This is a genomic window from Marinihelvus fidelis (assembly GCF_008725655.1).
Taxonomy (GTDB): Bacteria; Pseudomonadota; Gammaproteobacteria; order Xanthomonadales; family SZUA-36; genus Marinihelvus; species Marinihelvus fidelis.
Genome location: NZ_VYXP01000002.1, coordinates 442,131 through 467,898 on the forward strand (window position 1 = coordinate 442,131; position 25,768 = coordinate 467,898).

The 25,768-nt window shown below is 66.4% G+C and carries 29 protein-coding genes; 23 read left to right on the plus strand and 6 right to left on the minus strand.

Features of this window, described 5'->3' with window-relative positions:
- Positions 1-25: 25 nt before the first annotated feature.
- Both F3N42_RS03360 and F3N42_RS03365 read right to left on the minus strand, forming a co-directional pair.
- Positions 26-1,504 (minus strand): alkaline phosphatase PhoX, encoded by a 1,479-nt coding sequence (locus tag F3N42_RS03360; protein WP_150862959.1) that lies wholly within the window; start codon positions 1,502-1,504, stop codon positions 26-28.
- 214 nt (positions 1,505-1,718) lie between these two features.
- Positions 1,719-3,434 (minus strand): hypothetical protein, encoded by a 1,716-nt coding sequence (locus F3N42_RS03365; protein ID WP_150862960.1) that lies wholly within the window; start codon positions 3,432-3,434, stop codon positions 1,719-1,721.
- Positions 3,435-3,569: 135 nt separating this feature from the next.
- Between F3N42_RS03365 and F3N42_RS03370 the strand changes: the two genes are divergently transcribed.
- The 7 genes from F3N42_RS03370 (at position 3,570) to F3N42_RS03400 (ending at position 10,696) form a co-directional block, all read left to right on the plus strand.
- Positions 3,570-4,559 carry an aminoglycoside phosphotransferase family protein gene (locus F3N42_RS03370; RefSeq protein ID WP_150862961.1) on the plus strand — a complete coding sequence of 330 codons (990 nt, stop codon included), beginning with the start codon at positions 3,570-3,572 and terminating at the stop codon, positions 4,557-4,559.
- Positions 4,547-5,239 carry an N-acetylmuramate alpha-1-phosphate uridylyltransferase MurU gene (murU, locus tag F3N42_RS03375; RefSeq protein WP_150862962.1) on the plus strand — a complete coding sequence of 231 codons (693 nt, stop codon included), beginning with the start codon at positions 4,547-4,549 and terminating at the stop codon, positions 5,237-5,239. The genes F3N42_RS03370 and murU overlap by 13 nt, the downstream gene beginning before the upstream one ends.
- A gap of 136 nt (positions 5,240-5,375) precedes the next feature.
- A complete protein-coding gene (locus F3N42_RS03380) occupies positions 5,376-6,524 on the plus strand; it encodes an NAD(P) transhydrogenase subunit alpha (protein ID WP_150862963.1) in 1,149 nt (382 codons plus the stop codon).
- 12 nt (positions 6,525-6,536) lie between these two features.
- Complete coding sequence (locus F3N42_RS03385; RefSeq protein ID WP_150862964.1) at positions 6,537-6,839, plus strand: NAD(P) transhydrogenase subunit alpha; 303 nt, start codon at positions 6,537-6,539, stop codon at positions 6,837-6,839.
- On the plus strand, positions 6,836-8,248 hold the full coding sequence (locus F3N42_RS03390; RefSeq protein WP_150862965.1) for an NAD(P)(+) transhydrogenase (Re/Si-specific) subunit beta: 1,413 nt from the start codon (positions 6,836-6,838) through the stop codon (positions 8,246-8,248). The genes F3N42_RS03385 and F3N42_RS03390 overlap by 4 nt, the downstream gene beginning before the upstream one ends.
- 246 nt (positions 8,249-8,494) lie before the next feature.
- Positions 8,495-8,860: a DUF805 domain-containing protein gene (locus F3N42_RS03395; protein ID WP_150862966.1), complete on the plus strand. Its 366-nt coding sequence runs from the start codon at positions 8,495-8,497 to the stop codon at positions 8,858-8,860.
- 105 nt (positions 8,861-8,965) lie between these two features.
- Positions 8,966-10,696 (plus strand): hypothetical protein, encoded by a 1,731-nt coding sequence (locus tag F3N42_RS03400; protein WP_150862967.1) that lies wholly within the window; start codon positions 8,966-8,968, stop codon positions 10,694-10,696.
- On the opposite strand, the gene hda is transcribed toward F3N42_RS03400, so the two are convergent.
- The 3 genes from hda to F3N42_RS03415 are packed head-to-tail and all read right to left on the minus strand — an operon-like array spanning position 10,665 to position 13,570.
- Positions 10,665-11,381, minus strand: a complete 717-nt coding sequence (hda, locus tag F3N42_RS03405) for a DnaA regulatory inactivator Hda (RefSeq protein ID WP_150862968.1) — start codon at positions 11,379-11,381, stop codon at positions 10,665-10,667. The two genes, F3N42_RS03400 and hda, sit on opposite strands and share 32 nt — an antisense overlap.
- Positions 11,382-12,458 carry an AI-2E family transporter gene (locus F3N42_RS03410; RefSeq protein ID WP_150862969.1) on the minus strand — a complete coding sequence of 359 codons (1,077 nt, stop codon included), beginning with the start codon at positions 12,456-12,458 and terminating at the stop codon, positions 11,382-11,384.
- Positions 12,455-13,570, minus strand: a complete 1,116-nt coding sequence (locus F3N42_RS03415; protein WP_191621208.1) for a DUF2066 domain-containing protein — start codon at positions 13,568-13,570, stop codon at positions 12,455-12,457. Before F3N42_RS03415 ends, F3N42_RS03410 begins: the two co-directional genes overlap by 4 nt.
- A 97-nt stretch (positions 13,571-13,667) precedes the next feature.
- Here F3N42_RS03415 and purM point away from each other — a divergent pair, with 97 nt between their 5' ends.
- The 3 genes from purM to F3N42_RS03430 are packed head-to-tail and all read left to right on the plus strand — an operon-like array spanning position 13,668 to position 16,125.
- A complete protein-coding gene (gene purM / locus F3N42_RS03420; protein WP_150862971.1) occupies positions 13,668-14,720 on the plus strand; it encodes a phosphoribosylformylglycinamidine cyclo-ligase in 1,053 nt (350 codons plus the stop codon).
- Positions 14,717-15,376 carry a phosphoribosylglycinamide formyltransferase gene (gene purN, locus F3N42_RS03425; protein WP_150862972.1) on the plus strand — a complete coding sequence of 220 codons (660 nt, stop codon included), beginning with the start codon at positions 14,717-14,719 and terminating at the stop codon, positions 15,374-15,376. The genes purM and purN overlap by 4 nt, the downstream gene beginning before the upstream one ends.
- Positions 15,373-16,125, plus strand: coding sequence for a DUF3108 domain-containing protein (locus F3N42_RS03430; protein WP_191621209.1), 753 nt, complete (start codon positions 15,373-15,375; stop codon positions 16,123-16,125). Before purN ends, F3N42_RS03430 begins: the two co-directional genes overlap by 4 nt.
- A gap of 11 nt (positions 16,126-16,136) precedes the next feature.
- On the opposite strand, the gene F3N42_RS03435 is transcribed toward F3N42_RS03430, so the two are convergent.
- Positions 16,137-16,370, minus strand: coding sequence for a BolA family protein (locus tag F3N42_RS03435; RefSeq protein ID WP_150862974.1), 234 nt, complete (start codon positions 16,368-16,370; stop codon positions 16,137-16,139).
- A 95-nt stretch (positions 16,371-16,465) separates the two neighbouring features.
- Between F3N42_RS03435 and F3N42_RS03440 the strand changes: the two genes are divergently transcribed.
- The 13 genes from F3N42_RS03440 (at position 16,466) to F3N42_RS03500 (ending at position 25,767) form a co-directional block, all read left to right on the plus strand.
- Positions 16,466-17,449: a calcium/sodium antiporter gene (locus F3N42_RS03440; protein ID WP_150862976.1), complete on the plus strand. Its 984-nt coding sequence runs from the start codon at positions 16,466-16,468 to the stop codon at positions 17,447-17,449.
- 32 nt (positions 17,450-17,481) lie between these two features.
- Positions 17,482-18,453: a KpsF/GutQ family sugar-phosphate isomerase gene (locus F3N42_RS03445; RefSeq protein WP_150862977.1), complete on the plus strand. Its 972-nt coding sequence runs from the start codon at positions 17,482-17,484 to the stop codon at positions 18,451-18,453.
- Positions 18,454-18,993 (plus strand): KdsC family phosphatase, encoded by a 540-nt coding sequence (locus F3N42_RS03450; RefSeq protein WP_224784662.1) that lies wholly within the window; start codon positions 18,454-18,456, stop codon positions 18,991-18,993.
- Complete coding sequence (gene lptC, locus F3N42_RS03455) at positions 18,993-19,559, plus strand: LPS export ABC transporter periplasmic protein LptC (RefSeq protein WP_191621210.1); 567 nt, start codon at positions 18,993-18,995, stop codon at positions 19,557-19,559. The genes F3N42_RS03450 and lptC overlap by 1 nt, the downstream gene beginning before the upstream one ends.
- Positions 19,540-20,088 carry a lipopolysaccharide transport periplasmic protein LptA gene (gene lptA / locus F3N42_RS03460; protein ID WP_150862979.1) on the plus strand — a complete coding sequence of 183 codons (549 nt, stop codon included), beginning with the start codon at positions 19,540-19,542 and terminating at the stop codon, positions 20,086-20,088. The genes lptC and lptA overlap by 20 nt, the downstream gene beginning before the upstream one ends.
- Position 20,089: 1 nt before the next feature.
- On the plus strand, positions 20,090-20,809 hold the full coding sequence (gene lptB, locus F3N42_RS03465; RefSeq protein WP_150862980.1) for an LPS export ABC transporter ATP-binding protein: 720 nt from the start codon (positions 20,090-20,092) through the stop codon (positions 20,807-20,809).
- 17 nt (positions 20,810-20,826) lie between these two features.
- A complete protein-coding gene (locus F3N42_RS03470) occupies positions 20,827-22,287 on the plus strand; it encodes an RNA polymerase factor sigma-54 (RefSeq protein WP_150862981.1) in 1,461 nt (486 codons plus the stop codon).
- A gap of 165 nt (positions 22,288-22,452) precedes the next feature.
- On the plus strand, positions 22,453-22,779 hold the full coding sequence (hpf, locus tag F3N42_RS03475; RefSeq protein WP_150862982.1) for a ribosome hibernation-promoting factor, HPF/YfiA family: 327 nt from the start codon (positions 22,453-22,455) through the stop codon (positions 22,777-22,779).
- 39 nt (positions 22,780-22,818) lie between these two features.
- Positions 22,819-23,274 carry a PTS IIA-like nitrogen regulatory protein PtsN gene (gene ptsN / locus F3N42_RS03480; protein WP_150862983.1) on the plus strand — a complete coding sequence of 152 codons (456 nt, stop codon included), beginning with the start codon at positions 22,819-22,821 and terminating at the stop codon, positions 23,272-23,274.
- 10 nt (positions 23,275-23,284) lie between these two features.
- On the plus strand, positions 23,285-24,247 hold the full coding sequence (hprK, locus tag F3N42_RS03485; protein WP_150862984.1) for an HPr(Ser) kinase/phosphatase: 963 nt from the start codon (positions 23,285-23,287) through the stop codon (positions 24,245-24,247).
- Between the two features lies 1 nt (position 24,248).
- Positions 24,249-25,121 carry an RNase adapter RapZ gene (gene rapZ / locus F3N42_RS03490; protein WP_150862985.1) on the plus strand — a complete coding sequence of 291 codons (873 nt, stop codon included), beginning with the start codon at positions 24,249-24,251 and terminating at the stop codon, positions 25,119-25,121.
- Positions 25,118-25,501, plus strand: coding sequence for a PTS sugar transporter subunit IIA (locus F3N42_RS03495; RefSeq protein ID WP_150862987.1), 384 nt, complete (start codon positions 25,118-25,120; stop codon positions 25,499-25,501). Before rapZ ends, F3N42_RS03495 begins: the two co-directional genes overlap by 4 nt.
- Entirely contained in the window at positions 25,501-25,767 is a 267-nt protein-coding gene (locus tag F3N42_RS03500) for an HPr family phosphocarrier protein (protein ID WP_150862988.1), read from the plus strand. Before F3N42_RS03495 ends, F3N42_RS03500 begins: the two co-directional genes overlap by 1 nt.
- The last annotated feature ends 1 nt before the right edge of the window (position 25,768 follow it).

Consider the following 25,768-nt stretch of genomic DNA (forward strand, 5'->3'; position numbering starts at 1 on the left):
GCGCGGGTTCCTGGAACCAAGGGGTTCAGGGTGTCGGGAAGCCAGCCCCGCTCAGGTCAAACTTCCACAGTGAATCACCGATACCGTCCGTGACGTTGTCCAGATCGGTGCTCTCCGGGTGCTGCACCGTGATCATGAACTCGGTCGGAACCACCGGGTTGAAGATCAGGCCGGTGGCCTCGGATTGCGCCACGCGCAGCGACAGGAAGTGGTCGACGGACTCGGCCACGCCGTCACCGTCCACGTCGCGGGCAAACCAGACATCACCACCGGTGGACGAACCGTTCGGGGCGTCCTCGATGATGTAGATATTGCCGTGGACGTCCTGGGCCAGGTTATCCGGTGAGTTCATGGCCGCGGTGGTGCCGGCGTAGCCGACGTTTTTCGGCGTTTCGGCATCACCGGCGAAGACGCGGACCATGGCCTTGTCATCGCCCAGTTCCTCGACCGAGTAGACGATGCGCTCGGAGGTCGCGGCGAAGTACAGCACCTCGTTGCCGTTGGCCAGCTTGCCGACCTCGGCGTCTTCCGGGCGCCCGTAAGGCGTGGCACCCAGTTCGTCCGCGGCCGGACGGCCGCCACGGGTATCGTCGGCCGAGTTCGGGTCGTTGGTTGGGCCATTGCGGAACGGGCTGACCTGGGTCAGCGGCTTGCCGCCCGGGTTGGTCATCGGCACCCAGGTCGCCAGGCCCGTACGGGTGGCGGTGGCGTTGCTGCCTTCGTTCCAGTTCAGGTTGGCTTCGCCGGCGTAATCGTCGACGACCAGCACGAAGACCTGGGCCTTCTTGTCGTAGTGGCTGGCGGGCCCGCTCTTGCCCTTGCCACGACCCTCGCCCGGCCAGACCGCCTTGTACACGGCGCCGGAGTTCCACTCGTCAACAAAGTACAGCGCGCTGCCGTCGGCGCTGAAGCGCAGGCCCTCGTGGGCGGTGTTGGGAATGCTGTCCAGTTCGCGGATCTTGATATCTTCGACCGGGGCGAGCGGGTTCAGCACCTCGATGACACGGCCTTCGCCTGCCCATTCCTCGGCCAGCAGCAGCGTGCCCTCGGGCGTGAACGTGGACGGGTCGAATGCCGCGTAGTCGTTGCTCCAGTCGCCTTCCAGGCCGGCCAGGTCACCGGCGAACAGCACCATGGTCGTGTCGGTGACGGTGTCATACCGGGACACGCCGGCGCCCACCAGGGTCTCGTGCGGGATGAACACGTAACGGCCGGTCGGATCGTAGGCGACCATGTCGAACATGGACGCGTTGCGGCCCAGGCCGGGAACGCGCACCACGGACTGACCGGCCGCGGACTCGACCTCGGCCAGGCTGGTCAGCTGAGCCTGGGTCACACCAGCGGGGGCCACCCACGGCTGGCTGGCTTCTTCTGCCGAATTCGGCAGGGTGACGGAAGCGGACTCGGTTAACGGTGTAAACCAGGTATCGGTGCCGGCGAAGGCCGCGGGGGCCAGGGCCAGCGCGACAGCCGCCGCAACGGGCGCTTTAATCGTCTTGAACATCGGTAGCTCCTCTGGAAATTGGGGCCCATTCACGGGCCGTTGGGGAAGCAGGGGGCTGACGGACTGGCAGATGCGACCGCCCCACTGCCTCCCGCCAGTCTAGGAAGCGTTCATGACAGCAGGACGCAGAATCTTTGACGGTTTGCGGACAGTTTCGTGACAAAAAGGGCCGTAGGCTTAAAGCCGACTCTTTGCTGTCACGTGAGATGCCGGCTCAGGGGGAAGCCGAGGTCACCGCGCTGCCGGAGGCGGCGCGGTTACGCCAATCGAGTCGCATGTCCCACTCAAACACCCGCTCGTCGGGCAGCGTGGTCGCGGCCTCGTTGTCGACGTTCTCCAGCACGTTGACCGGCGGCGTGACCGTGGCGTCGCGGCCGAACACGAAATCCTGGTCGGCAACGATCACGCGATAGGCCTTGTTCAGCACCAGCGCGCGCTCGCGCGAGGGCGTGATCAGGCCGTAGACATCGCCGGCGGCGCGCACCGAGGCAATATCCAGTTCGCCGGCCTTGTTAAAGAAACGATCCTGCATCTCCGGGTTACTGCGGAACTCACCGCCGCCGCCGACACGCTCCAGGTAGACCTCGTACTCACCGCGTGTTTCGCCGTGATTGGGCGCGTCCGGCATGCCGGCCAGGTTGATATAGCCCCAGCCCTCGGCGCCGTCGACCTTGCGTGCGAAGCTGAAGACCTTGTCCGTGGTGCTGCCGATGGACGAGTGGCAACCCATGCAGAACAGGTTCTCTTCATAGGTGGCCGCGCGCAGCTGGCCTGACACACCCTCGATAAAGCCCTGCAATACCCAGCCCATCTCGTTGGCCAGGCCGTTCGGGCCCATCGAGATATAGCCCGGCATGTAGCCCTGGTCCTTGGCATAGCCCTCTTCCAGGTAGGCGTTATAGAGCCCGAACTTGGGCATGACGTAGAGCTTGCGCATGTAGCGCACCTCTTTCATTCGCGTCGACGGCGCGATCCGCCCCTCGGCGTCGAAACCGACATAGCGCACGGTGTGCAGGAACTCCGTTTCCAGCGGGTACAGGTGCGTGGCCTTGTACCAGTCGCTCGCCTGCCCCACCCATTGGTCCATGGCGACGATGCGCCGCGCGCGACCCAGCAAGCCATCGCCATCGAGGTCGACGCCGACGACGGATTCGTCGACGGGGCGCACATCAATCTCGTCCAGCGCCTTGATGTTGGCTTCCAGGATGGCGAGATTGGCGCGGTAGACATCCCGTGATGGCGCACCGTCCGCAGTACGGCGGAACGGCTCCGGCAGGCGGATCATCACGTCGTCGGTGGACCCGTTCGTCGGCCAGAAGGTGCTGGGCATCGGCTTGTAGTTGAAGGCGACCCAGTCGCTGCCGTCCAGGGCGAAGCCTTCGTCGTCGAAAGCCGCCGCGCCCCGCTGCAGGTTGTCCAGGTCCGGCACCCAGCCGCGGAATTCCGCCTGGCGCAGTCGCTCCGGCAGGGCCGAGTAGTTGTCCTCGGCGATCCAGTCGAGGATCTCTTCATCCGATATGGCCGCCACGCGTTCACTGCGGTCCTCGAACAGGTTGGCCCAGTGGTTGGTCATGCCCTGCTCGCTGAAGCTGTAGGCGCGCTGCAGGTGGCCATCATTCATGCGGTTCTCGTGGCCTTCGACCTCGGCCTGGTGGCACACGTAACAGGGGTTGAACACGCCCTCGGTGCGGGTGTAACACTGCGGCGGGATCACGGCCTCGCGGTTATAGGTGACCCGCGGCCCGTAACGGTCCGGCGTCCAGGGAATGACACTGTCATCCAGCTTCAGCCGGTCGATGATCTGCTGGTGCAACGCCGCATCTGACGCCGGCTCGGCCAGGGCGACCCGGTCGTCCAGGCGGCTGTTGGCGGCAGTAAAACTGATCATGACGGGCAACATCAGCCCGGTGAAGGCAACCAGGGAACGCATCAGAGACTATCCTCGAACAGGGGTCCCGGCGGCACCCATGACCGACGGGTCCGGACGAGGTTAGCGCCGGCCAATGACCACCCCGTGACGGAGATATGACATCCCAATGACGGTCGCAGCGGTTAGAATGCGCCGATGACCGTATCATCCGCATCACTGGCACAGACCGACCGCCGCGCCGGCCAGGCCCTGGCCTGGGCGGAAGCCCAATTACAGCGTGCGCTGGCCATCGAGCCGCTGGCCGGTGACGCCAGCTTTCGTCGCTATTTCCGACTCCGTGACGACGCATCGTCGTGGGTGGTCATGGATGCGCCGCCGGACCGTGAAAACTGCGCCCCGTTCATCGACGTCGACCGGCGCCTGCGCGACGCCGCCCTGCCCGCGCCGGCGATCATCGCCGCCGACCTGGACGCCGGCTTCCTGCTGCTGGACGACCTGGGCGACACACTGCTGCGGGATGCACTGACCACCAACAACGCCGATGCCTGGTTTCCGCCCCTGCTGGACATGCTCGGAAGTTTCGCCTCGTCGGTCGACGCCTCTGGGCTGCCGGCCTATGACCGCCAGCAGCTGCTTGTGGAACTTGAATTGTTTCCGCACTGGTACCTGGAGCGCCACAAGGCCTGCCGGCTCAGCTGCGAGGACTGGGATATCTGGGAGGCGCTGTGCACCCGGGTCATCAACACGGCGCTGGGGCAGCCGCAGGTGTTTGTCCACCACGACTTCCACTCCTGCAACCTGCTGGTGCAGCCGGACGACACCCTGGCCGTCATCGATTTCCAGGACGCCGTGCGCGGGCCGGTCACCTATGACCTGGCCTCACTGTTGTGGGACCGTTATATCCACTGGCCGAGATCACGCCTGGAGGGCTGGATGGAGGCCGCGCGACAGCGGCTGGCGCCGGATACCGACAGCGCCACCTGGGTCCGCTGGTGCGACTGGATGGGCCTGCAACGCAACCTGAAGATCGTCGGCATCTTCGCCCGGCTGCACCACCGCGACGGCAAGGCCGGCTACCTGCCGCTGATCCCGATGTTCTGGCGCTACCTGGGCGACGTGCTGCCGCGCTACCCCGAGTTCGCCGAATTCGCCGAGCTACTGGAGCGCCTCAAATGCGCGCCATGATCCTGGCGGCGGGCGCCGGTGAGCGCCTGCGGCCCCTGACCAACACGACGCCCAAGCCGCTCATCGATGTGGGCGGCAAACCGCTGATCGAGTGGCACCTGGACAACCTGGCGCGCGCAGGCTTCCGCAACGTGGTCATCAACACCGGCCACCTGGGCGAGCAGATTCCAGCCGCGCTGGGGCATGGCGAGCGCTGGGGCCTTTCGATCACCTATTCAAAGGAGCCGGCCGAGGCGCTGGAAACCGGCGGCGGCATCCACCATGCCCTGCCCCTTTTGGGCGATGGCCCGTTCCTGGTGGTGTCCGGCGACACCTGGACCGATTTTTCCTTTGCCGCGCTGCGGGCGGTGAAGTGCGACTACGCCCACCTGGTGCTGGTCGATAACCCGCCACATCACCCGGACGGCGATTTCGCCCTGGCCGGCGGGCGCGTGAACACCACCGGCGAGCCGCGCCTGACCTTCGGCGGCATCGCCGTCTACCACCCGCGCATGTTCAGCGGCTGCCAGCCCGGTCGCTGGCGCATCACCGGCCTGCTGCGCGACACCATCGACCAGCACCTGGTCACCGGCCAGCGCCACCGCGGCGCCTGGTTCGATTCCGGCTCACCCGAAAGGCTGGAGCGCCTGCGTGCCGAGGTATGCAAGCGTATGCAGACCGCTACGCAATCGGTTGCATAGGCTTATCCGCTTGATTTTTACGGGTCGCACGGCTACAAGATAGGCGCTCACCCGGGCGGGTCATGCCCCCGTCCAGAACAAATAAATTGGCGCGACCAGGTATCGCGCCGGAAATTGGATTCTGGGAGATCTGCCAATGCCTATCAGTGTCGCGGTCTTAAAAGAGACCGCCGGGGGTGAACGTCGTGTCGCGCTGGACCCCGCCAGCGCAAACAAGCTTGCCGCCAGTGGATTCAAGGTCCTGGTGGAAGCGGGAGCGGGAGCCCAGGCGGGCTTCAGCGACGCCCAATATGATCAATGCGAAGTGGTGACTGACCGCGCCGCCGCCCTGGGCCAGGCCGACGCCTGGTTGTGGGTCGCACCGCCTGTCGCCGCCGATGTCGCCGCGGCCAAGGACGGCGCGCTCGGCATGGGGCAGGTGTTCGCGCACCGCGACGAAGCCCTCGTCGATGCCTTCAACGGTCGCAACATGACCGTCATGGCCATGGAACTGGTGCCGCGCATTACCCGCGCGCAGTCCATGGACGTGCTGTCCTCGCAGGCCACCGTGGCCGGCTACGAGGCCGTGCTGCGCGGCGCCACGCTGGCGCCGAAGCTGTTCCCGATGCTGACCACCGCGGCCGGCACGCTGCGCCCCGCCTCGGTGGTGGTCATCGGCGCCGGCGTCGCCGGCCTGCAGGCCATCGCCACCGCCCGTCGCCTGGGCGCGCGCGTGGAGGCCTACGATATCCGCTCCGCTGCGCGTGAGCAGGTCGAGTCACTGGGCGCCAAGATGATCGACACCGGCGTCAATGCCGAGGGTGAAGGCGGCTACGCCCGCGAGCTCACCGACGAGGAAAAACAGCAGCAGGCCGACAAGCTGGCCGAACACCTGGCCAAGGCCGACGTGGTGATCTCCACCGCCGCCCTGCCCGGCCGCCCGGCGCCGAAAATCATCACCACGGCGATGGTCGAGGGCATGGCGCCCGGCGCCGTCATCGTCGACCTGGCCGCCGAGTCCGGCGGCAACTGCGAGCTGACCCAGCCCGGCCAGAGCGTCCTGCACGGCGCAGTCACCGTCGACGGGCCGCTGAACCTGGCCTCCGGCGCCGCGCGCCACGCCAGCGAGATGTACGCCCGCAACCTGCTGAACCTGATGGACCTGTTCCTGGGTGAAGACGGCGGCAACGGCTCGCTGAGCTTCGACTTCGAAGACGAGGTCGTCGACGGCACCGCACTCACCCACGGTGGCCAGCTCGTCCACCAGCGCACGGCCGAGCAGCTCGGCCGCACCACGAACGGCTGACCGGAGGCTCACATGGAAGGCTTTATCGCACTGTATATCTTCATGCTCGCGGCCTTTACCGGCTACGAGATCATTTCCAAGGTCCCGGTCATCCTGCACACGCCGCTGATGTCGGGCTCCAACTTCGTCCACGGCATCGTGCTGGTCGGCGCCATGGTGGCGCTGGGCCACGCCGACACCACCACCGAGCAGGTCATCGGCTTTATCGCCGTGCTGCTGGGCGCCGGCAACGCGGTGGGCGGTTACGTCGTCACCGAGCGCATGCTGGAAATGTTCAAGCCCAGCAACAAGGACAAGAAGGGTGACGCGTCATGAGTGAGTTCCTGGACCCGAAACTGGCCGGCTGGCTGATCGACGCGGCCTACTTCCTGGCCGCCATCCTGTTCATCCTCGGCCTGAAGAAAATGAGCCACCCGACCACCGCCCGCGGCGGTATCGTCTGGGCCGGCATCGGCATGGTCGTGGCCACGGTGATTTCCTACCTGACGCCGGACATGCACAACTACCTGCTGATGACCGCGGCGATCTTCGTCGGTGGTGTACTGGCGTGGTGGACCGGAAAGAAGGTCGCCATGACCGACATGCCGCAGATGATCGCGCTGTACAACGGCATGGGCGGCGGTTCGGCCGCGGCGATTGCGGCCGTGGAGCTGCTGCGCCTGATGACCGGCAAGGGCCTGTCGCACGACATACCGGCCGCGCGTGAACTGGCGGTGATCGGCGCGCTGATCGGCACCATCGCGTTTTCCGGCTCGCTGATCGCTTTTGCCAAGCTGCAGGGCTGGATGCGCAAGGTCTACCGCTTCCCGGGCCAGCAGGTCTTCAACGCGCTGGTATTCGTGGCGATTATCGTGCTGGGCTTCATGCTGGCGCTGACCGATTTCACGGCCTGGCACTTCATCGCGTTCTTCGGCCTGGCGCTGCTGTTCGGCGTGCTGATGACGGTGCCCATCGGTGGCGCCGACATGCCGGTGGTCATTTCGCTGTACAACGCGCTTACCGGCCTGGCGGTCGGCTTCGAGGGCTACGTGCTGGATAACCCGGCAATGATGATCGCCGGCATCGTGGTCGGCTCCGCCGGCACGCTGCTGACGCAGCTGATGGCCAGGGCCATGAACCGGCCGCTGACCAACGTGCTGTTCGCCGGCTTCGGTACCGGTGACAGTGGCGGCGAAGGCGTTGAGGTCACCGGCAGCATGAAGGCCATCGACCCGTCGGATGCGGCCATCACCATGGCCTACGCCGACAAGGTCATCATCGTGCCCGGTTACGGCATGGCCGTGGCCCAGGCGCAGCACAAGATCTGGGAGATGACCCAGTTGCTGGTCGACAAGGGCGTGAAGGTGGTGTTCGCCATCCACCCGGTGGCCGGGCGCATGCCGGGCCACATGAACGTGCTGCTGGCCGAAGCCGGCGTGCCTTACGACATGATCTACGACCTGGAAGACGTCAACAACGAGTTCGGCACCGCCGACGTGGCGCTGGTGATCGGCGCCAACGATGTGGTCAACCCGGCGGCGCGCAAGGACAAGTCCAGCCCAATCTATGGCATGCCCATCCTCGATGCGGATCACGCGAAGAACGTGTTCGTGGTGAAACGTGGCCAGGGGACGGGCTTTTCCGGCATCGAGAACCTGTTGTTCTTCGAGGACAATACACGGATGTGCTATGGGGATGCGCAGGATGTGGCGCAGAAGTTCATTGCTGGGGTGAAGTCGCTTTAGGGCGGGCTTTTTTACCGCAGATTTCGCAAATTGCGCAAATTGGCGGAATTATTTTGATGTATCGCGAAGGCCCTGGCGTAAGTCGGGGCCTTTGCATTGGTGTCGCGAAGGCCCTGGCGTTGGTCGGGGGCTTTGTTGTGGTTGCGTGGCCGGAGGCTGTAGTCGTTGGCCAGCACGGAAGAAAACGGCTAACTTATGTTGCGGCTCACTGGTTTTGGGGGGCCGTCAAAAAAGAGGAGGAGTGCTATGAATTGGTACCTGACCGTACTGAAGAAATACGCGCAGTTCAGTGGCCGCTCACGGCGGTCGGAAATCTGGTGGTTCATCCTGTTCAACATCATCGTGACCATCGTTCTGTCGATCATCGATAACGTGACGGGCACCACCAACGCCAGCGGCTACGGCATCCTGGGCACGATCTACGCCCTGGCGGTACTGCTTCCGAGCATTGCCGTCGGCGTGCGTCGCCTGCACGATACCGGCAAGACCGGTTGGTGGATCCTGATTGGCCTGGTGCCGTTCGTCGGCTGGATCGTCCTGATCGTGTTCTACTGCATCGACAGCGAGCCGGGCACGAACCAGTACGGCCCCAACCCCAAGGGCGTCGGCTGACGATAGCCTGAAGCGCATGTCCCCGGGTCAAACGGCCCGGGGACTTGTGTATGGTGTTGTACTGTGGTATAACACCTAACCATGCACTCACCGGAACCACACACCATGACCCGAACCCGACTGTTCTCCCTGGCCGCGGCCACTGCCCTGGCCGTCTCAGCCTGCTCGAAAGACAGCGCCCCGGCCGGCTCAGATGCCGATAACCCGTTGCTGGCCTACGCGCCGGCTGATACCGAGTACGTCGTCGCCAACCTGGCGCCACCCCCCGAAGAGGTGCTGAACGCCTGGCTGGCACGGGCGGAGCCGCTACTGGACGAGATCCAGCAGATGCTGACCCAGGCCCGCGCTGACCTGTCTTCCGGCCAGGTCGATTCCGACGACGAGGAACTGGTGAACCTGGCTCTGGCCGTGATCGACGAGCTCGATGGCAAGATCAACCGCGAGGGCCTGGAATCCATTGGCCTGTCGATGCGCTCCTACCAGGCCATCTACGCCGACGAGCTGCTGCCGGTCTTCCGCGTCGCCCTGTCCGACCCGGACGCCTTGCGCGCCACGATCGGCCGTGTCGAGGAAAAAGCCGGGATGGTCATTCCCGAATACGTGGTCGATGACCGCGCCTACTGGCATATCGCCAATGAAGAATGGCCGGTCTCCATCGCGCTCGCGATTGTCGAGGATCACCTGGCCGCCAGCGTGCTGCCGGCCAACACGGCGGGCGAGTCCACGCCGCAGCTGCGCCGCCTGCTTGGCCTGGACATGCCGGCTACCAGCTTCGCCGATGGCGACGCGCTGGCCTCGCTGAACGCCGAGAACGGCTACACGGCCTATGGATCGGGCTACCTGGACACGGCCCGTGTCGTCGAGACCATCTACACCACCGGCACGGCGCCCAACAATCTGCTGGGCTACGCCATGGGCACCCCGGTGGAGAGCACCGACCCGGCCTGCCGTGCCGATGCCGACCGCATCAGCACCGCGATGCCGCGCATGATCACCGGCGTGACCGAACTGACGGCGGACAGCTCATCGAACGAGTCACGCATCGAGCTGGCGCCGGATATCGCCGCCGGGCTCGCCGCCCTGGTCGCCGATGTGCCGCCGGCCGCGGACGATGACAGCCTGTTCGCCAGCCTGTCCCTGAACGTCAACGTGGGCCGCCTGCGGGCCTGGGCGCTGGAGCGTCTGGAAGCCTACCGTGCCAACCCCTTCGGCTGCCCCGCGCTGCAGGACCTGAACCTGTCCGTCGACCAGCTGTACACGCAGCTCAACCAACCGGTCATGCCGTTCATCGGCAACCTGAAAGGCCTGCGCCTGCAGTTGGCGGACCTGGGCGACCTGTCCGGACTGTCCACGGGCGACTTCGACCTGGCGAACCTGGCCGGCCTGGCGTCACTGGAGGTCGAGAGCCCGCAGATGCTGGTGGGCATGGCGAAGATGATGATCCCCGGCTTCGACCAGCTGGACCTGGAACCGGGCGGCGACCCGGTGGAACTGCCGCAGGAGCTGATGACGGTGGTTACGCCGGAGTTCGCGGCGCATGCCGTGATGAGCCGCGACGCCATCGGCCTGTCCTTCGGCAAGGACCAGTCCGGCCAGCTGGTGGACTTCCTGGAAGAAGACAACGACCCTGACGGCGTCGTCTTCTCGGCGGAGTACGACACCGCCTCGCTGATGGAGCTGCAGAACAGCAGCCTGGAGGCCTACGCCGCCGAGACCGGCAACGACACGTCAGCGGAGCTGATGCGCGCCTACGAGGCCATGATGGGGCGCACCCGTGTCGAGGTCATCTACGATGACCGCGGCATCAGGTTCCGTCAGCACCAGACCTTCCGCTGAGCACCTGGCGGGCCAGCGGCACCGTGATCCGGCGTTTGTCGGTAAACGCGGCCTGCCGCAGCCGGTCCGCCGCATCCAGCAGCCGGGAGAGATCCCGGCTGCCGCGGCGCAAAAGATAATCCACGACATCATCCGGCAGGTCCGCGCCCTGGGCGCGGGCGTGCCGGATCATCACTTCGGCCTTGTCGGCATCGTCCAGCGGCAACAGCTCGGCCCGCAGGCCCCAGCCCAGCCTGGAGACCAGGTCGGGCAGGCGGATGGGCAGAGCGCCCAGGTTTTCGCGGGCAGACACGACCAGGCGGCCGTGATCGGCGCGAACCCGGTTGATCAGGTGAAACAGCGCCTCTTCCCAGTCGTCATCGCCGGCCACCCGGTCCAGGTCGTCGACACAGACCAGGTCGATCCCCTCAAGGCCGTCCAGCGCCCCTGCCCCGCCCTCCGGCACGCGTTTCAGGCCCAGGTAGAACGCCGTCATGCCGGCCTCGCGGGCCGCCAGGCAGGCGCCGTTCAGAAGGAAGGTCTTGCCGCTGGATTCGGGGCCGCGCAGGAACAGGTTGGAGTCGGGCTCGGCCACCACGGCACGCACCGCGTCCACGGCGGCGCGGTTGGGGCCGATAACGAAATCATCCAGCCGCCCCTCGCGTTTCGGCTCCAGGGGCAGGGGCATCTGCGGGGAGAACAGCATTTACGTGCCCGTATCCCGGTACCAGGCGCTATGCTGGTAAAGGTCGTGCACGTGACGGACGATGACATTGCCGGCCGCCGCCACCGGCAAAGCCAGAAGGATGCCCAGGAAGCCGAACAGCTGCCCGCCGGCCAGGACGGCGAAGATCACCGCCACCGGGTGCAGGCCGATGCGGTCACCCACCAGGAACGGCGTCAGCACCATGCCCTCCAGCGACTGGCCGACGGCGAACACGCCCAGGACCAGCACCACGTGCAGGATGTCGCCAAACTGGAACAGGGCGATGCCCACGGCCAGCGCCATGCCGACGAATGAGCCCAGGTAGGGCACGATACTGAGCAGGCCGGCGACCATGCCAATCAGGAAGCCCATCTGCAGGCCGATGGCCCAGAGGCCGATGGAATAGATCACGCCCAGGCCCAGCATGACCAGCATCTGGCCGCGGATAAACGCGCCCAGCACCTCGTCGATCTCGCGCGCCAGCGTGTTGATCGTGTTCACCCGGCTGCGCGGCAGCAGGCTCTGGATACCCGCGATCAGTCGGTCCCAGTCACGCATCAGGTAGAAGGCCACGACCGGGATCAGGACCAGGTTGGTGACCAGCCCCATGACCGCCTGGCCGCCCTTGCCCAGCGTGCCCATCACGCCGACGGCGGCGCCGCTGATTTCCTTCCAGTAGTCCTTGAGCAACTGCGCCATGTCGCCGGTATCGGGCAGCGTGCCCTCCAGGCCCAGCTGCGTGCTGACCCACGGGATCGCCGTGTGCGTGATCCAGTCGAGGTATTCCGGCATCTGCTCGACCAGTTCCCGCGCCTGGCGTACCAGCGCCGGGATAATCACCAGCAGGGCCACGGTGAACAGCGCCACCAGGCCGGCGAAGACGATGACAACCGCCAGGGTGCGGCCCAGGGTCCAGCGCCGGATCGTGACCGTCTCAAGGCGGTCGACCAGCGGATCGGACAGGTAGGCGATGCCGGCCGCGGCCGCGAACGGCGTGATGACCGGCGCCAGCCGCCACAGCAGCCAGCCGCCCAGGACCAGCAGCGCCAATATGAACCAGCCGCGGGAACTGTTCATGAGCCGGGCGCCTTGTCTTCGCCCGCTTCGTCCGCGGGTGGGGCGTCAATGGACCCCGGCTCGAGCGGCACGGCAGGCTCACGCTCCGGCCGCCGCAAACGGTACTGGTCGGGTTGATCACCCGCCTCAAGCACCCCGTCGCTGCGGATCGCCTGCGCCAGGTAGCTGGCATCGGCATTCAGCGCCACGTCCAGGCGGACGCCGTCCGGCCCCGCGCCCATCACCCGCAGGTCGTCGACCAGGCCAAGGTCCTGGAGGTAGGACAGGACTTTTGCGTAATCGTCGGCACTTTCCAGCCCGGTCACCCTCATGCTGGTGCGAGTGGCCACCAACCCGGCGGGGCCGATGGAATGCGCGGCGGCCACGTGATCGACCAGCTGGTGCGTGCCATCGACCAGCGCCTGTACCAGGTCGGTGGAGCGGGTCCGCCAGGCGGCCACGTTGTCGCCGTCTTCCCAGTTAAAACGCACGTTCCATTCCGTGCCTTCGCGCCGCGCCGCGATGATGACCACACCGTCGGTGGCCGCGCCCGAGGCCAGCAACTGGTCGGCATAGCCGCCCCAGAGCAGCTGCAGGTCCAGCGACTGGCGCAGTTCCTCGTCGAGTTCCGGCCACGCCAGCGGCAGGCCGCGCAGCTCGGCAATCCGCGCCATCGCGGCCCAGGCATCTTCGTATTCCACCGGCTGCAACTCGCGGCCGCCGTTGTCCTCGACCACCACCCAGGCCACTACCGGCTCACGCTGCGGTCGCCAGCGCGGCAGCTGCATCTCGCGCACCAGCCGGTCGACGGCCGCCGGCACGAAGCTGGCCACCAGCATCAGCCGGTCCTCGGTCAGGCCACCGGGACGCAGGATCTGGTCTTCGCGGTACTGGAAGGCCACCAGCAGGGCATCGGGATCGGCCAGGGCCGATTCCAGTGCGGGCTCAAGGGGAATGTCCCAGCGCCCGCTTTGCTTCTGCAGCACGTTGATCAGCGCGTCCGGCGTGGCGGTGCGACGCTCGGCATCACCCTGCGCCGGCACCTCGGCGGCGCCGGAGTAAAGATCGACCGCCGTTGCCATTGAGCTGAACACGATGGCGAACGCCAGAACGGACAAATGGAGAATTCTCATGCGGCTGGTGCCCCGGGGGAATGGCAGAGTGGTCTTCCGGAATCGGCAAATACGATACCATATGCGGCCATTTCCACGAACCGCACGGAGCCGGCCCATGGGCGACGCCACCAACCCCGACCAACCGCTCAGCTATCGCGACGCGGGTGTCGACATCGACGCCGGCAACGCGCTGGTTGAACGCATCAAGCCCGCGGTGAAAACCACGTTCCGCAAGGGCGTCGAGACTGGCATCGGCGGCTTCGGCGGCCTGTTCAGCGTCGACCGTGACAAGTACCGCGACCCAGTGCTGGTGTCCGGCACCGATGGCGTCGGCACCAAGCTGATGCTGGCGCGACTGCTGGACCGGCATGACACCATCGGCATCGACCTGGTCGCCATGTGCGTCAATGACATCCTGGCCTGCGGCGCGGAGCCGCTGTTCTTCCTCGATTATTTCGCCACCGGCAAGCTCGAACTGGACCAGGCGCAACAGGTGATCGAGGGCATTGCCGAGGGCTGCCGCCAGTCCAACTGCGCCCTGCTCGGCGGCGAGACGGCCGAGATGCCCGGCATGTACGGCGCCGGCGACTACGACCTGGCCGGATTCGCCGTCGGCGTGGTCGAACGTGACCGCATCATTGACGGCCGTCGCGTGGCCGCCGGCCATCGCCTGCTCGCCCTGCCCAGCTCCGGGCCGCATTCGAACGGTTACTCGCTGATCCGCAAGGTGCTGGAGCGCTCCGGCGCCGACCCGTCCATGGCGCTGGGCGATCACAGCCTGGGTGAGGCCCTGCTGGCGCCCACCCGCATCTACGCGCGCACCGTGCTGGCCCTGCTGGAAGACCACGCCATCGACGGCCTGGCGCATATCACCGGCGGCGGCATCACCGAGAACATCACCCGCGTGCTGGGTGACAGCCTGGGTATCGAGGTCGACACCGCGGCCTGGCCGCGTCCGGACGTGTTCGACTGGCTACAGCGCGAAGGCGGCATCGAGGCGACGGAAATGCTGCGCACCTTCAACTGCGGCATCGGCATGGTGCTGCTGGTGGATGGTGCCGAGGCCGATACCGTCAGCGCCGCCCTGCAGGACATGGGCGAGGACGTGTTCGACATCGGCCGCGTGGTCACCGTGGCCGACGATGGCGAGCGGGTCCGCTACCTGTGAGCTCACCGCTGCGCGTCGCCGTCCTGATTTCCGGGACCGGCTCCAACCTGAAGTCCCTGCTCGACGCCCGTGACGCCGGCCGCCTGGATCTCGATTTCGTCCGCGTGATCTCCAACAGGGCGAACGCGCCGGGGCTGGCGCACGCACGCGCCGCCAACATCCCGTGGTCGGTGATCGACAAGGCCAGTGCCGGTGACGTGGGCCAGGACCGCGTGGTGGGCGACACCCTGGCCGCGGACGCGCCGGACCTGGTGCTGCTGTCGGGCTACATGCGCATCCTGGGCGCAGAACTCGTAGACCGGTTCGAAGGCCGCATGATCAACCAGCACCCGTCGCTGCTGCCGAAGTACAAGGGTTTACACACGTACCAGCGCGCCCTCGACGCCGGTGACAGTGAACATGGCGCCAGCGTGCATTTCGTTACTTCCGAACTGGACGGCGGCCCGGTCATCGCCCAGGTCCGCATCGGTGTGCAGGCGGACGACGACGCCACGTCGCTGGCGGCGCGCTTGCGGCCCCTTGAGCACCGCCTGCTGGAAGAGGTCATGGCCCTGTTCACGCAACGGCGGGTGACCATGGACGGCGAAGGTGTCCGCGTCGACGACCGGAACATCGATCAGCCGCTGCAATGGACGCCGGAAGGATGGCAGGCTTGATCCCCCATCGCCTCGCCCAGTTTATCGCCGGCGCCCTGCTGGCGGTCACCGCCGTTCATTTGGCGGCTGACGGCCGCCCGGCGGACTTCGAGGCCACGTTCGAACTGGTTCGCAACGACAAGCTGGCCGGCGAGTCCACCGCGACCTTCAACGGCGCAGGCGCGCATTGGTCATTGTCATCGAAGAGCGAGGGCACGCGTGGGCTGGCCCGGTTCCTGGGCCTGGAAGAGCACACCGTCAGCGAAGGCACCTGGCTGGACGGCGCGCCACGCCCCGATCGCTATGACCAGTCCGTCAAGGTGGCGGTCAAGACCGTCGAAACCCGCGCCCGGTTCGACTGGGACGCCGGCACGGTCGTGTCGACCCACAAGGACGGCGAGGACACGCTGCCGTTAACGGCCGGCACGCTGGACCCGGGCACCATCGCCCTCAGAATCCGTACCGGCCTGATCGCCGGTGAGCGTGAGTGGACCCTGGACGTGGTCGACGAGGACAAAATCGAGTCGCAGCGCTTCGTGGCCCACGCGCCGGAGCGCCTGGATACCGCGCTGGGCTGTATCGAGACCGTTCGCGTGGACCGCGACCGCGGGCCGGAAAGCACCCGCTATACCCGCACCTGGTACGCCACGGCACACGGCTTCGCGCCGGTGCGCGCGACCCACGGCAAAAAGGATGGCGATCACATCGAAACGCGGATCACCCAATTGAAGGTGGCGGGCCAGTCAGTGGCCGCCGGGGCGGCATGCTGACCGTGCGGACTTCAGTCGCCCGCTTCCCCCGGGGCCAGGCAACGCAGCCCGAGGGCGTGGATCTCGCGACCCATTTTCTCGCCCAGCGTGGCGTAGACCATGCGGTGACGCGCCAGGGTGGGTTTTCCCGCAAAGTCGGGGCTGGTCACGACCGCGTCGAAATGCGTGCCGTCATCGCCGCGGACGTCCACGTCGGCGCCCGGCAGGCCCGCGCGGATCATTTGCTCAATCGTCTTGCTGTCCATAGACTAGCGCTCAAAATGGAGCGCGCCATCATAATGGAATCCTGCGGCAACGGACACACCCGCGTCACCCCGCTCGACCCGGTCTGGACCATGCCATGCTGACCTTCATCATCCAGTTGATCGGCGGCTTCCTGCTGCTGGTGTGGGCTGCGGACCGGCTGGTCGCCGGCGCCTCGGCCACGGCCAGGAACCTGGGCGTTTCGCCGCTGATCATCGGCCTGGTCATCGTTGGCTTTGGCACCTCCGCACCGGAACTCGTGGTCTCCGGCGTGGCCTCGGTGCGCAACAACGCCGGCCTGGCGGTGGGTAACGCCATCGGCTCGAACATCGCCAACATGGGCCTGATCCTGGGGCTGACCGCCATCGTTTACCCCTTGCGGCTGGAGTCCAGCACGCTGAAGCGCGAATACCCGCTGCTGCTGCTGATCATGCTCACCTGCCTGTTCATGGCGCTGAACCTGGAGTACACCCGGCTGGAAGGCGTGATGCTGCTGGGCGGCCTGTTCGCGATGGTCGCCTGGCTCGTTCGGCTGGGCACCAGGCGGCCGGCCACGGACCCGTACGCGCAGGAACTGGAGAAGGAGATCCCCACCGACATCCCCACGCGCGTGGCGGTGTTCTGGCTGTTGATCAGCCTGGTCGCCCTGCCCGCCGCGTCGCATTTCCTGGTCGAGGGTGCGATCGGCATTGCGCGGATCTGGGGTGTGTCGGATATCGTCATCGGCCTGACCGTGGTCGCCTTCGGCACCAGCCTGCCGGAACTGGCCACGGCGCTGACCAGCGCGGTCCGGCGTGAAGATGACCTGGCGGTCGGCAACATCATCGGCTCGAACATGTTCAACCTGCTGGGCGTGCTCGGCATCGCGGCCACCATCCGGCCCATCGCGGTGGAACCGGTGTTCATCACCCGCGACTTCCCGGTCATGCTGCTGCTGACCGGCCTGATGTTCCTGATGGCCTCCGACTTCAGGGGCCCGGGGCGTATTGGCCGTGGCGCGGGCGTGGTCCTGCTGGTCATCTTCGTCAGCTACCAGGTCATGGTCATCGCCGGCGCCGTGGGGGCCGACCCCGCGGCCTGAACCGGCCGCGTACCCGGAGTACACTACGGCTGATGAACAGCGACGCCATCAAGACCCTGGCGCGGGCCGTGATTGAAACCGAGGCCCGCGCGGTCAGCGCGCTCGTCGACCATGTCGATGACGATTTCGCGCGCGCCTGTGAAATCATTCTCGGCTGCACCGGCCGGGTCGTGGTCCTGGGCGTGGGCAAGTCCGGGCATATCGGCAACAAGATCGCGGCCACGCTGGCCAGCACCGGCACACCGTCGTTTTTCGTCCACGCGGCCGAGGCCAGCCACGGCGACCTGGGCATGATCACTGGCAACGATGTGCTGCTGATCCTGTCCAACTCCGGCGAAACCGACGAGGTCAAACAGCTGCTGCCGGGCCTGCGTCGCCTGGGCGTCGGCATTATCGCGCTGACCGGCAACCCGGCCTCGTTCCTGGGCACGCATGCGGACATCAACATCAACGTGTCGGTGGCCGAAGAGGCCTGCCCACTGGGCCTGGCGCCCACCTCCAGCACCACGGCCGCGCTGGTCATGGGCGACGCGCTGGCGGTGTCACTGCTGGAATCACGCGGCTTTACCCGCGAGGATTTCGCCCGCTCGCATCCGGCAGGCCAACTCGGCCGCCGGCTGATCATTCGTATCTCCGACCTGATGCACAGCGGCGACGCCATGCCGGTCACCCGCCCCGGCGCGACCGTGACCGAGGCCATCGTCGAGATGACCGGCAAGCGCCTGGGCATGACCGCCGTGGTCGATAACGATGACCGGGTACAGGGCGTGTTCACCGATGGCGACCTGCGCCGGGCGCTGGAAAAAGGCATCGACCCGCGCACGGCGCTGATCGACGAAGTCATGACCCGCAACGGCAAGTCGATCGGCCCGGATGCACTGGCCGTGGACGCCGTCCAGATCATGCAGGATCACAAGATCCAGGGCCTGCTCGTCATCGATGATGACGGCCGGTTGGCGGGAATCCTGAACTTCCATGACCTGCTGCAGGCCGGGGTGGTCTGAGTGCCCAATTATGACCCGCAACTGCTGGCGCGCGCGGCCCGGGTCCGGCTGCTGGCACTGGATGTCGACGGTGTCCTCACCGATGGCCGCCTGTACTTTGACAACGCCGGCAACGAAATGAAGGCCTTCCACACCGGTGACGGCCTGGGCCTGAAAACCCTGCAGGCCACCGGCGTAACGCTGGCGCTGATCACCGGGCGTTCGTCGGACATCGTCACCCGGCGCGCGGCGGCGCTGGGCATCCGCCATGTTTACCAGGGCAGCGACAATAAGCTCGACGCCTGGCGCGATCTGCAGGCCGCCACCGGCATCGCCGACGATGACTGTGCCTATGCCGGCGACGACTGGATCGACCTGCCCATCCTCTCGCGGGTGGGCCTGGCCATCAGCGTTCCCAACGGCGACGAAGCGGTCCGCAAGCGCGCCCACTGGGTGACGCCAAGGGCCGGCGGCGAAGGCGCCGCACGTGATATCTGCAACCTGTTGCTGGCCGCGCAAGGCCATCTCGACCCCGCCATCGCCCGGTACCTGCCATCATGATGTCACCGCGCACCCGCCGGGGCATCATCCTGCTGGGCGGCCTCTGTCTGCTCAGTTTCTGGGCGTCGCGCCAGGACACGGACGGCGAAGGCGGACCGATCAAGGGCCTGGACACGCGCCTGGACTACGCCCTCGGCAACTTCAGGATGCTGGCCTACGATGAGCAGGGCACGCCGGTGGTGACGCTGTGGGCGCCGCGGCTGGCCAACGACGCGGCCACCGGCATCGGCGAACTCGACTCGCCCCGCGCCGAACTGCACCACGAGGGCTTCCGCTGGAACATTGACGCGCAACACGCGACGATATCCAGCGACCGTGAGATCATCCAGTTTTCCGGTAACGTACGCATGGTCAGGGAATCCGGCGAACCATCCGACCACCTGGAAATCGAATCCAGTGAAGTGATGCTGGAAGTGACACCCCGGCTGGCGTCATCGGACCAGTGGGTCGATGTCGCCGACCCGGCAGGAAAGATGCGGGCACTGGGCTTCAGTGTCGACATGCTGACCAACCATTACCATCTTGAGAGCGGAATTACAGGAACGTATGAGATCCAGGCGAATTGATCGATGGGCCGCGGCCACCCTGCTGCTGGCCACCCTGAATGCCGCCGCGCTGCAGACCGACCGGCAGCAGCCGCTCGACGTCAAGGCGGACTCCGGCGACGGCACGTTTGGTGACGGTGTCACCGTGCTCAGTGGCAATGTCGAGGTCAACCAGGGCACCCTGCACATCACCGCTGACCGCGCGTCGGTGGAGAAACTCGACGGCAAGGTTCGCCTGGTCACGCTGCAGGGCCAGCCGGCCGTGCTTGAACAGGAAATCGAGGAACAGGGCCTGGTGCGCGCCGAGGCCCGGACCATCACCTACCAGGTGGGTGACGGCCTGGTGAACCTGAATGGCGAGGCCGACGTGACTCACCCGCAATACCACATTACCGGCGACGCACTGACCTACGACCTGAACAAGCAGCACTTCCAGGGCGTGGGCGGCGATACCGGCGATGGTCGCATCCGCATTCGCATGGACCCGGAAGTGGCCGACGAGGCCGCGGCCTCACCGGCGACCCCGGACGACGGGAACGACGGCCACTGACGTGCTGGTTACCGAGAGCCTGCACAAGTCGTACCGCAAGCGCGAAGTCGTCCGCGGCGTCAGCATGCGCGTCGAACCGGGCAAGGTGGTCGGGCTGCTGGGCCCCAACGGCGCCGGCAAGACCACCTGCTTCTACATGATTGTCGGCCTGATCCCGGCCAGTCACGGCAGCATCAAGGTCGACGACATCGATATCACGCACGAGCCGGTCAACGTCCGTGCACACCTGGGCGTTGGCTACCTGCCGCAGGAAGCCTCGATCTTCCGCAAGATGTCGGTGCGCGACAACGTGCTGTCGATCCTGGAGATGCGCCCCGACCTGGACGCCGAGGCCCGCGAGGACCAGTTGCAGTCGCTGCTGGAAGAACTGGGCGTGGCGCACCTGTCCGAGCAATCCGGCATCAGCCTGTCGGGCGGCGAGCGGCGGCGGGTGGAAATCGCCCGGGCACTGGCCACGCGGCCGCGCTTTATCCTGCTGGACGAGCCGTTCGCCGGCGTCGACCCCATTTCCGTGGGCGAGATCCAGAACATCGTCGAGCACCTGACCGACCGCGGCATCGGCGTGCTGATCACCGACCACAACGTCCGTGAGACCCTGGGCATCTGCGACCATGCCTACATTCTCAACGAGGGCCGGATCCTGGCCGAGGGCGCGCCGGACGTGGTGCTGGACAACGAAGACGTGCGCAACGTCTACCTGGGCCAGGCCTTCCGGCTGTAGGCGGGGTACGAAGCGTCATGGTCGATCATTCACTGCAATTACGCCTGAGCCAGAAGCTGGCGCTGGCGCCGCAGTTGCAACAGGCCATCCGCCTGCTGCAACTCACCCGTATCGAGCTGCGCGAACACCTGCAGGCCACCGTCGAGGCCAACCCGCTGCTGGACTTCGACGAGCCGGGTGGCGAGGCCGCGGCCGACAGCGCGGACGACTGGGACACGCCCTCCCAGGGTGAAGACAGCAGCGCCGCGGCCGATGACCCCTACGGCGACTACGACGACCAGTGGGGCGAAGACATGGGCGGCGGCGAACAGTGGGCCGAGGCCGGCTTCAGCGTCGAGCGCGAGAACCAGATCGCCGACGAGTCCGGCGATTCGCTGCGCGACCACCTGATGTTCCAGGTCGAGCTGGGCCAGTTCAATGACCGCGACGCCGCCATCGCCACCGCGATCATCTTCGCGCTCGATGAAGACGGCTACCTGCTCGACAGCATCGACGATATCCGCGACTCCCTGCTGCCCGACCTGGAAACCGACGAGGCCGAGATCCGCGCGGTCATGCGCCGCGTCCAGCGCATGGAGCCCGTCGGCGTGGCCACCAATGGCCCGGCCGAATGCATCCGCGTGCAGCTGGCCGTGCTGCCGGCCTCGACGCCCGGCCGCGACCTGGCCCAGCGCGTGGCGCGGGACTACATCGACCTGGTGGCCGACGCCGAGCTCGAACGCCTGAAGCGCGAAACCGGTGCCGGTGACGACGACCTCGAAACCGCGCTGGACCTGATCCGTTCGCTGGAGCCCCGCCCCGGCGCGCGCTACGACAACCGCCAGCAGGAATACCTGGTGCCGGATGTCTACACCCGCCAGGTCGAGGGCCGCTGGGTCACCTACCTGAGCCCGGACAACGACCCGCGCCTGAAGCTCAACACCTACTACGTCCAGCTGCTGCGCCAGTCCGGCGGCGAGGACCGCAAGTACCTGCAGGGCCGCCTGCAGGAAGCACGCTGGCTGCTGTCCAGCCTGGAGCTGCGCAACCGCACGCTGATGAACGTGTCGCAGGCCATCGTCGACCACCAGTCCGGCTTCATGGACGACGGCGATATCGCGATGAAGCCGCTAATCCTGAAAGACATTGCCGAGCAGGTTGGCGTGCACGAATCCACGGTGTCGCGCGCCACCACCCGCAAGTACATTTTCACGCCACGCGGCCTGTTCGAGCTGAAGTACTTCTTCTCCAGCCACGTGCGCACGCTCGACGGCGGTGACATCAGCGCCATCGCGGTCAAGGCCCATATCCAGTCACTGGTCGAGGCAGAGCCCGCCAGCAAACCGCTCAGTGACCAGGAACTGTCCCGTTTATTGCGCGAAGCCGGCATCCGCGCGGCCCGCAGGACCGTGGCCAAGTACCGGGAATCCCTGGGTATCGGCTCAAGCAGCGAGCGGCGCCGTGCCTACCGTCGACTGGCCGCGCGCGCGGTGGACTAGGAAAGCGGCGTCGCCGGGTATAGAATCTGCTCATGACAGTTTCTTTGCGAAGCCGCCCGCCGCGAACCCTGTGCGGACTCTACGGACGGTTCGAACTCCAGAGTTGACCCTGAAGCTGGCCCCAGCGGGCCGGTCCCTTTCCATCTCGAAACCAGGAGAAGGAAAATGCAATTGACGATTACCGGACACCACGTCGAAGTCACCCCCGCCTTGCGCGCCTATGTCACCGAGAAAATGCAGCGCCTGTCGCGGCATTTCGACAAGGTCGTGACCGTTGATGTGATCCTGAACGTTGAGAAACACACGCAGCTGGCGGAAGCCACCGTCAACGCGGGCGGACGTACGCTGTTCGCCAATGACAACGCAGACGACATGTATGCCGCGATCGACGGCCTGGCCGACAAGATCGACCGCCAGGTGCGGCGCCTGAAAGATCGCCTGCGCGACCACCACCACGAAAAGCCTGATTACCAGGCGGCCGAGAACATCTGACCCGCGCCTGAAAAGACCGGTTACCGAGAATCAAACCCCATGCTTGTCGACGACCTGATCAGCCCGGACAGCGTACTTCCCGCCGTCCGCACCAGTAGCAAGAAACGCCTGCTGGAAGTCATCAGCAACGCGCTGGCCAACGAAGACGAAGGCCTGAGTTCGCGGGAAATCTTTGAAAGCCTGTGTGCCCGGGAACGCCTGGGCAGCACCGGGCTGGGCAATGGCGTCGCCATCCCGCACGGCCGCGTCAGCGGTTCGTCCAGGGTCCAGGCGGTGTTTATCCGCCTGGCGCGGCCACTGGCCTTCGATGCCGTCGATGGCAAACCCGTCGACCTGCTGTTCGCGCTGGCGGTGCCGGAACACTGCACCAGTGACCACCTGAAGCTGCTGGCCGAGATCGCCGAGAAATTCAGCGACCAGGAACTGCTGGAACGCCTGCGTAACACCGAAGACGCCACCGAGCTCGCGCAGCTCCTGTCACGAACCCGGCACTGACCGCGGAACGGTGACCCGCACGCTCACAGCCCAGGACCTGTTCGACAAGCTCAGGCAGCGGCTGGACCTGCACTGGGTGACCCAGCCGGGCGATCACGACGCCGCGGTGCTTTCCGACCGCGACATGTCGGCCCGCCCGGCACTGGCCGGCTACCTGAACCTGATTCACCCGAACCGGGTGCAGGTGCTGGGCGTTGAGGAACTCGACTACCTGGCCTCGCTGCCCGCAGACAGCCGCGGCGATACCATCGCCGCGATCTTCAGGCCCGACCTGCTGGCCATTGTCGTGGGCGGCGCCCATGACATCCCCAATGACCTGGCCGAGGCCGCCGCGCAGGCCGGCAAACCCCTGCTGGCGTCGGGCAAGTCCAGTTACGAGCTGGTGAATTTCCTGCAGTACCACATCTCACGAGTCCTGGCCCGCCGCTGCACCATGCACGGCGTGTTCATGGAGGTGTTCACAATCGGCGTGCTGATCTCGGGCGATGCCGGCAGCGGCAAGAGCGAACTGGCGCTGGAACTGCTCAACCGCGGGCACCGGCTGATTGCCGACGACGCGCCCGAGTTCACGCAGATTTCGCCGGAAATCATCGATGGCTCCTGCCCGGAGGTCATCCAGGACTGCCTGGAGGTACGCGGACTGGGCGTGCTCAACGTGCGGGAGATGTTCGGCGACGCCACCATCAAGCTGAACAAGTTCCTGCGCCTGATTATCCACCTGAAGATTCCCGAAGACGCCAGCCGCCCGCCCGAGGTGGACCGCCTTCGCGGTGACGCGACCACGCGCCGGGTGCTGGACCTGGACATCCCGCAGATCACCCTGCCCGTTCTGGCCGGCCGCAACATGGCCGTCATCGCCGAGGCCGCGGTGCGTGATTTCATGCTGCGGATGAAGGGCTACGACGCTACGGCGGCCTTTATCGAGCGCCATTCGCGTATCCTGCGTGGGCAGCTATCGCCCTGGGAGGAATGAGGTGAACACCGAGGCGCAACCACAGATCGTCATCGTCAGCGGCCTCTCGGGCGCCGGCAAATCGACGGCGCTGAAGGCCCTGGAAGACATGGGCTTCCACTGCATCGACAACCTGCCCGCGCGGCTGATGAACGACTTCGCCAACCACGTGCGTGAGGACCGGGAGCTGTACCGCAAGGTCGCCCTGGGCATCGACGCGCGCGCCCCGGGGCTCAAACTCGACGACGTGCCGGGCTGGCTCGATGGCCTGCGCGAGAGCGGCCTGAACGCGCAGCTGCTGTTCCTGGGCGCCGACGACGCCACCCTGGTGAAGCGCTTTTCCAAGACCCGGCGGCGCCACCCGCTGTCGCAGGACCAGCGCGGGCTGAAGTCGGCCATCGCGCATGAGCGTGAGCTGCTGCGGCCCGTGGCCGACGCCGCCGACCACGTCATCGACACCAGCACCATTAATATTCACCAACTCACCCACGAGACCTGGAAGTGCGTGGCCCGGGACAGCCGTGACATGACCGTGGTGCTGCAGTCCTTCGGCTTCAGCCACGGCGCGCCCACCGATGTCGATTTCCTGTTCGATGCCCGCTGCCTGCCCAACCCGCACTGGGACAAGTCGCTCAGGCCCAAGACCGGGCGTGACGCGGGCGTCGCCGAATGGCTGCAGCAGGAACCGCTGGTGCAGAAGATGGGTGACGACATCCTTGCCTACCTGAAAACCTGGCTGCCGGAGTTCGAACGCGTGCACCGGGCCTTCGTCACGGTGGGCATCGGCTGCACCGGCGGCCGTCACCGTTCGGTCTACCTGGCCGAGCGCCTGAAACGGGAACTGTCCGAAGACTACCCGGAAGTCGTCCTCCATCACCGCGAGCTGTCGTCATGAGTTCCGTCAACCTGGTGCTGGTCACCCACGAGGGTATCGGCAGTACGCTGCTGGCCCAGGCCCGGCGCATCCTGGCGGACGAACTCGAGGGCACGGTGGTGGTCGAAGTCGGCTATGACGAAGACATCGGCAGCACCACGCTGGAAGCCCGCATCGACTGCGCCGACAGCGGCGCCGGCGTACTGGTACTGACCGACGTGCCCGGCGCCACACCCAGCAACCTGGCCCAGGTGGCCGCCGCAGGCAAGCACCGCGTGGTCGTCACCGGCCTGAACCTGCCGATGCTGATCCGGGCCTGGAACTACCACCAGCGGCCACTGGAGGAACTCGCCGTCATCGCCGTCGATGGCGGCCGCAACGCCATCGGGATGGTCTCCTGATGCCGTCCCGGGACACCGTCATCTGCAATGAACTGGGGCTGCACGCCCGTGCGGCGGCGCGGCTGGTCGAGTGCGCCAACCGCTTTGATGCCGCCGTGCACCTGACCCACGGTGACCGAACGGTGAATGGCAAGTCGATCATGGGCGTGCTGATGCTGGCCGCGGCGCGCGGCACCACCGTCACCATCACCACCGACGGCGCCGACGAAGGCGCCGCCCTGGACGCGCTGGGCGAGCTGGTCAACAACGGCTTCGGGGAAAACTGAC

What these genes read in the sequence shown, in the direction of transcription:
- F3N42_RS03360 (WP_150862959.1), bottom strand. Translation starts at nt 1,504, where the DNA reads ATGTTCAAGACGATTAAAGCGCCCGTTGCGGCGGCTGTCGCGCTGGCC.
- F3N42_RS03365 (WP_150862960.1), bottom strand. Translation starts at nt 3,434, where the DNA reads ATGCGTTCCCTGGTTGCCTTCACCGGGCTGATGTTGCCCGTCATGATC.
- F3N42_RS03370 (WP_150862961.1), top strand. Translation starts at nt 3,570, where the DNA reads ATGACCGTATCATCCGCATCACTGGCACAGACCGACCGCCGCGCCGGC.
- murU (WP_150862962.1), top strand. Translation starts at nt 4,547, where the DNA reads ATGCGCGCCATGATCCTGGCGGCGGGCGCCGGTGAGCGCCTGCGGCCC.
- F3N42_RS03380 (WP_150862963.1), top strand. Translation starts at nt 5,376, where the DNA reads ATGCCTATCAGTGTCGCGGTCTTAAAAGAGACCGCCGGGGGTGAACGT.
- F3N42_RS03385 (WP_150862964.1), top strand. Translation starts at nt 6,537, where the DNA reads ATGGAAGGCTTTATCGCACTGTATATCTTCATGCTCGCGGCCTTTACC.
- F3N42_RS03390 (WP_150862965.1), top strand. Translation starts at nt 6,836, where the DNA reads ATGAGTGAGTTCCTGGACCCGAAACTGGCCGGCTGGCTGATCGACGCG.
- F3N42_RS03395 (WP_150862966.1), top strand. Translation starts at nt 8,495, where the DNA reads ATGAATTGGTACCTGACCGTACTGAAGAAATACGCGCAGTTCAGTGGC.
- F3N42_RS03400 (WP_150862967.1), top strand. Translation starts at nt 8,966, where the DNA reads ATGACCCGAACCCGACTGTTCTCCCTGGCCGCGGCCACTGCCCTGGCC.
- hda (WP_150862968.1), bottom strand. Translation starts at nt 11,381, where the DNA reads ATGCTGTTCTCCCCGCAGATGCCCCTGCCCCTGGAGCCGAAACGCGAG.
- F3N42_RS03410 (WP_150862969.1), bottom strand. Translation starts at nt 12,458, where the DNA reads ATGAACAGTTCCCGCGGCTGGTTCATATTGGCGCTGCTGGTCCTGGGC.
- F3N42_RS03415 (WP_191621208.1), bottom strand. Translation starts at nt 13,570, where the DNA reads ATGAGAATTCTCCATTTGTCCGTTCTGGCGTTCGCCATCGTGTTCAGC.
- purM (WP_150862971.1), top strand. Translation starts at nt 13,668, where the DNA reads ATGGGCGACGCCACCAACCCCGACCAACCGCTCAGCTATCGCGACGCG.
- F3N42_RS03435 (WP_150862974.1), bottom strand. Translation starts at nt 16,370, where the DNA reads ATGGACAGCAAGACGATTGAGCAAATGATCCGCGCGGGCCTGCCGGGC.
- F3N42_RS03440 (WP_150862976.1), top strand. Translation starts at nt 16,466, where the DNA reads ATGCTGACCTTCATCATCCAGTTGATCGGCGGCTTCCTGCTGCTGGTG.
- F3N42_RS03445 (WP_150862977.1), top strand. Translation starts at nt 17,482, where the DNA reads ATGAACAGCGACGCCATCAAGACCCTGGCGCGGGCCGTGATTGAAACC.
- lptC (WP_191621210.1), top strand. Translation starts at nt 18,993, where the DNA reads ATGTCACCGCGCACCCGCCGGGGCATCATCCTGCTGGGCGGCCTCTGT.
- lptA (WP_150862979.1), top strand. Translation starts at nt 19,540, where the DNA reads ATGAGATCCAGGCGAATTGATCGATGGGCCGCGGCCACCCTGCTGCTG.
- F3N42_RS03470 (WP_150862981.1), top strand. Translation starts at nt 20,827, where the DNA reads ATGGTCGATCATTCACTGCAATTACGCCTGAGCCAGAAGCTGGCGCTG.
- hpf (WP_150862982.1), top strand. Translation starts at nt 22,453, where the DNA reads ATGCAATTGACGATTACCGGACACCACGTCGAAGTCACCCCCGCCTTG.
- ptsN (WP_150862983.1), top strand. Translation starts at nt 22,819, where the DNA reads ATGCTTGTCGACGACCTGATCAGCCCGGACAGCGTACTTCCCGCCGTC.
- F3N42_RS03495 (WP_150862987.1), top strand. Translation starts at nt 25,118, where the DNA reads ATGAGTTCCGTCAACCTGGTGCTGGTCACCCACGAGGGTATCGGCAGT.
- F3N42_RS03500 (WP_150862988.1), top strand. Translation starts at nt 25,501, where the DNA reads ATGCCGTCCCGGGACACCGTCATCTGCAATGAACTGGGGCTGCACGCC.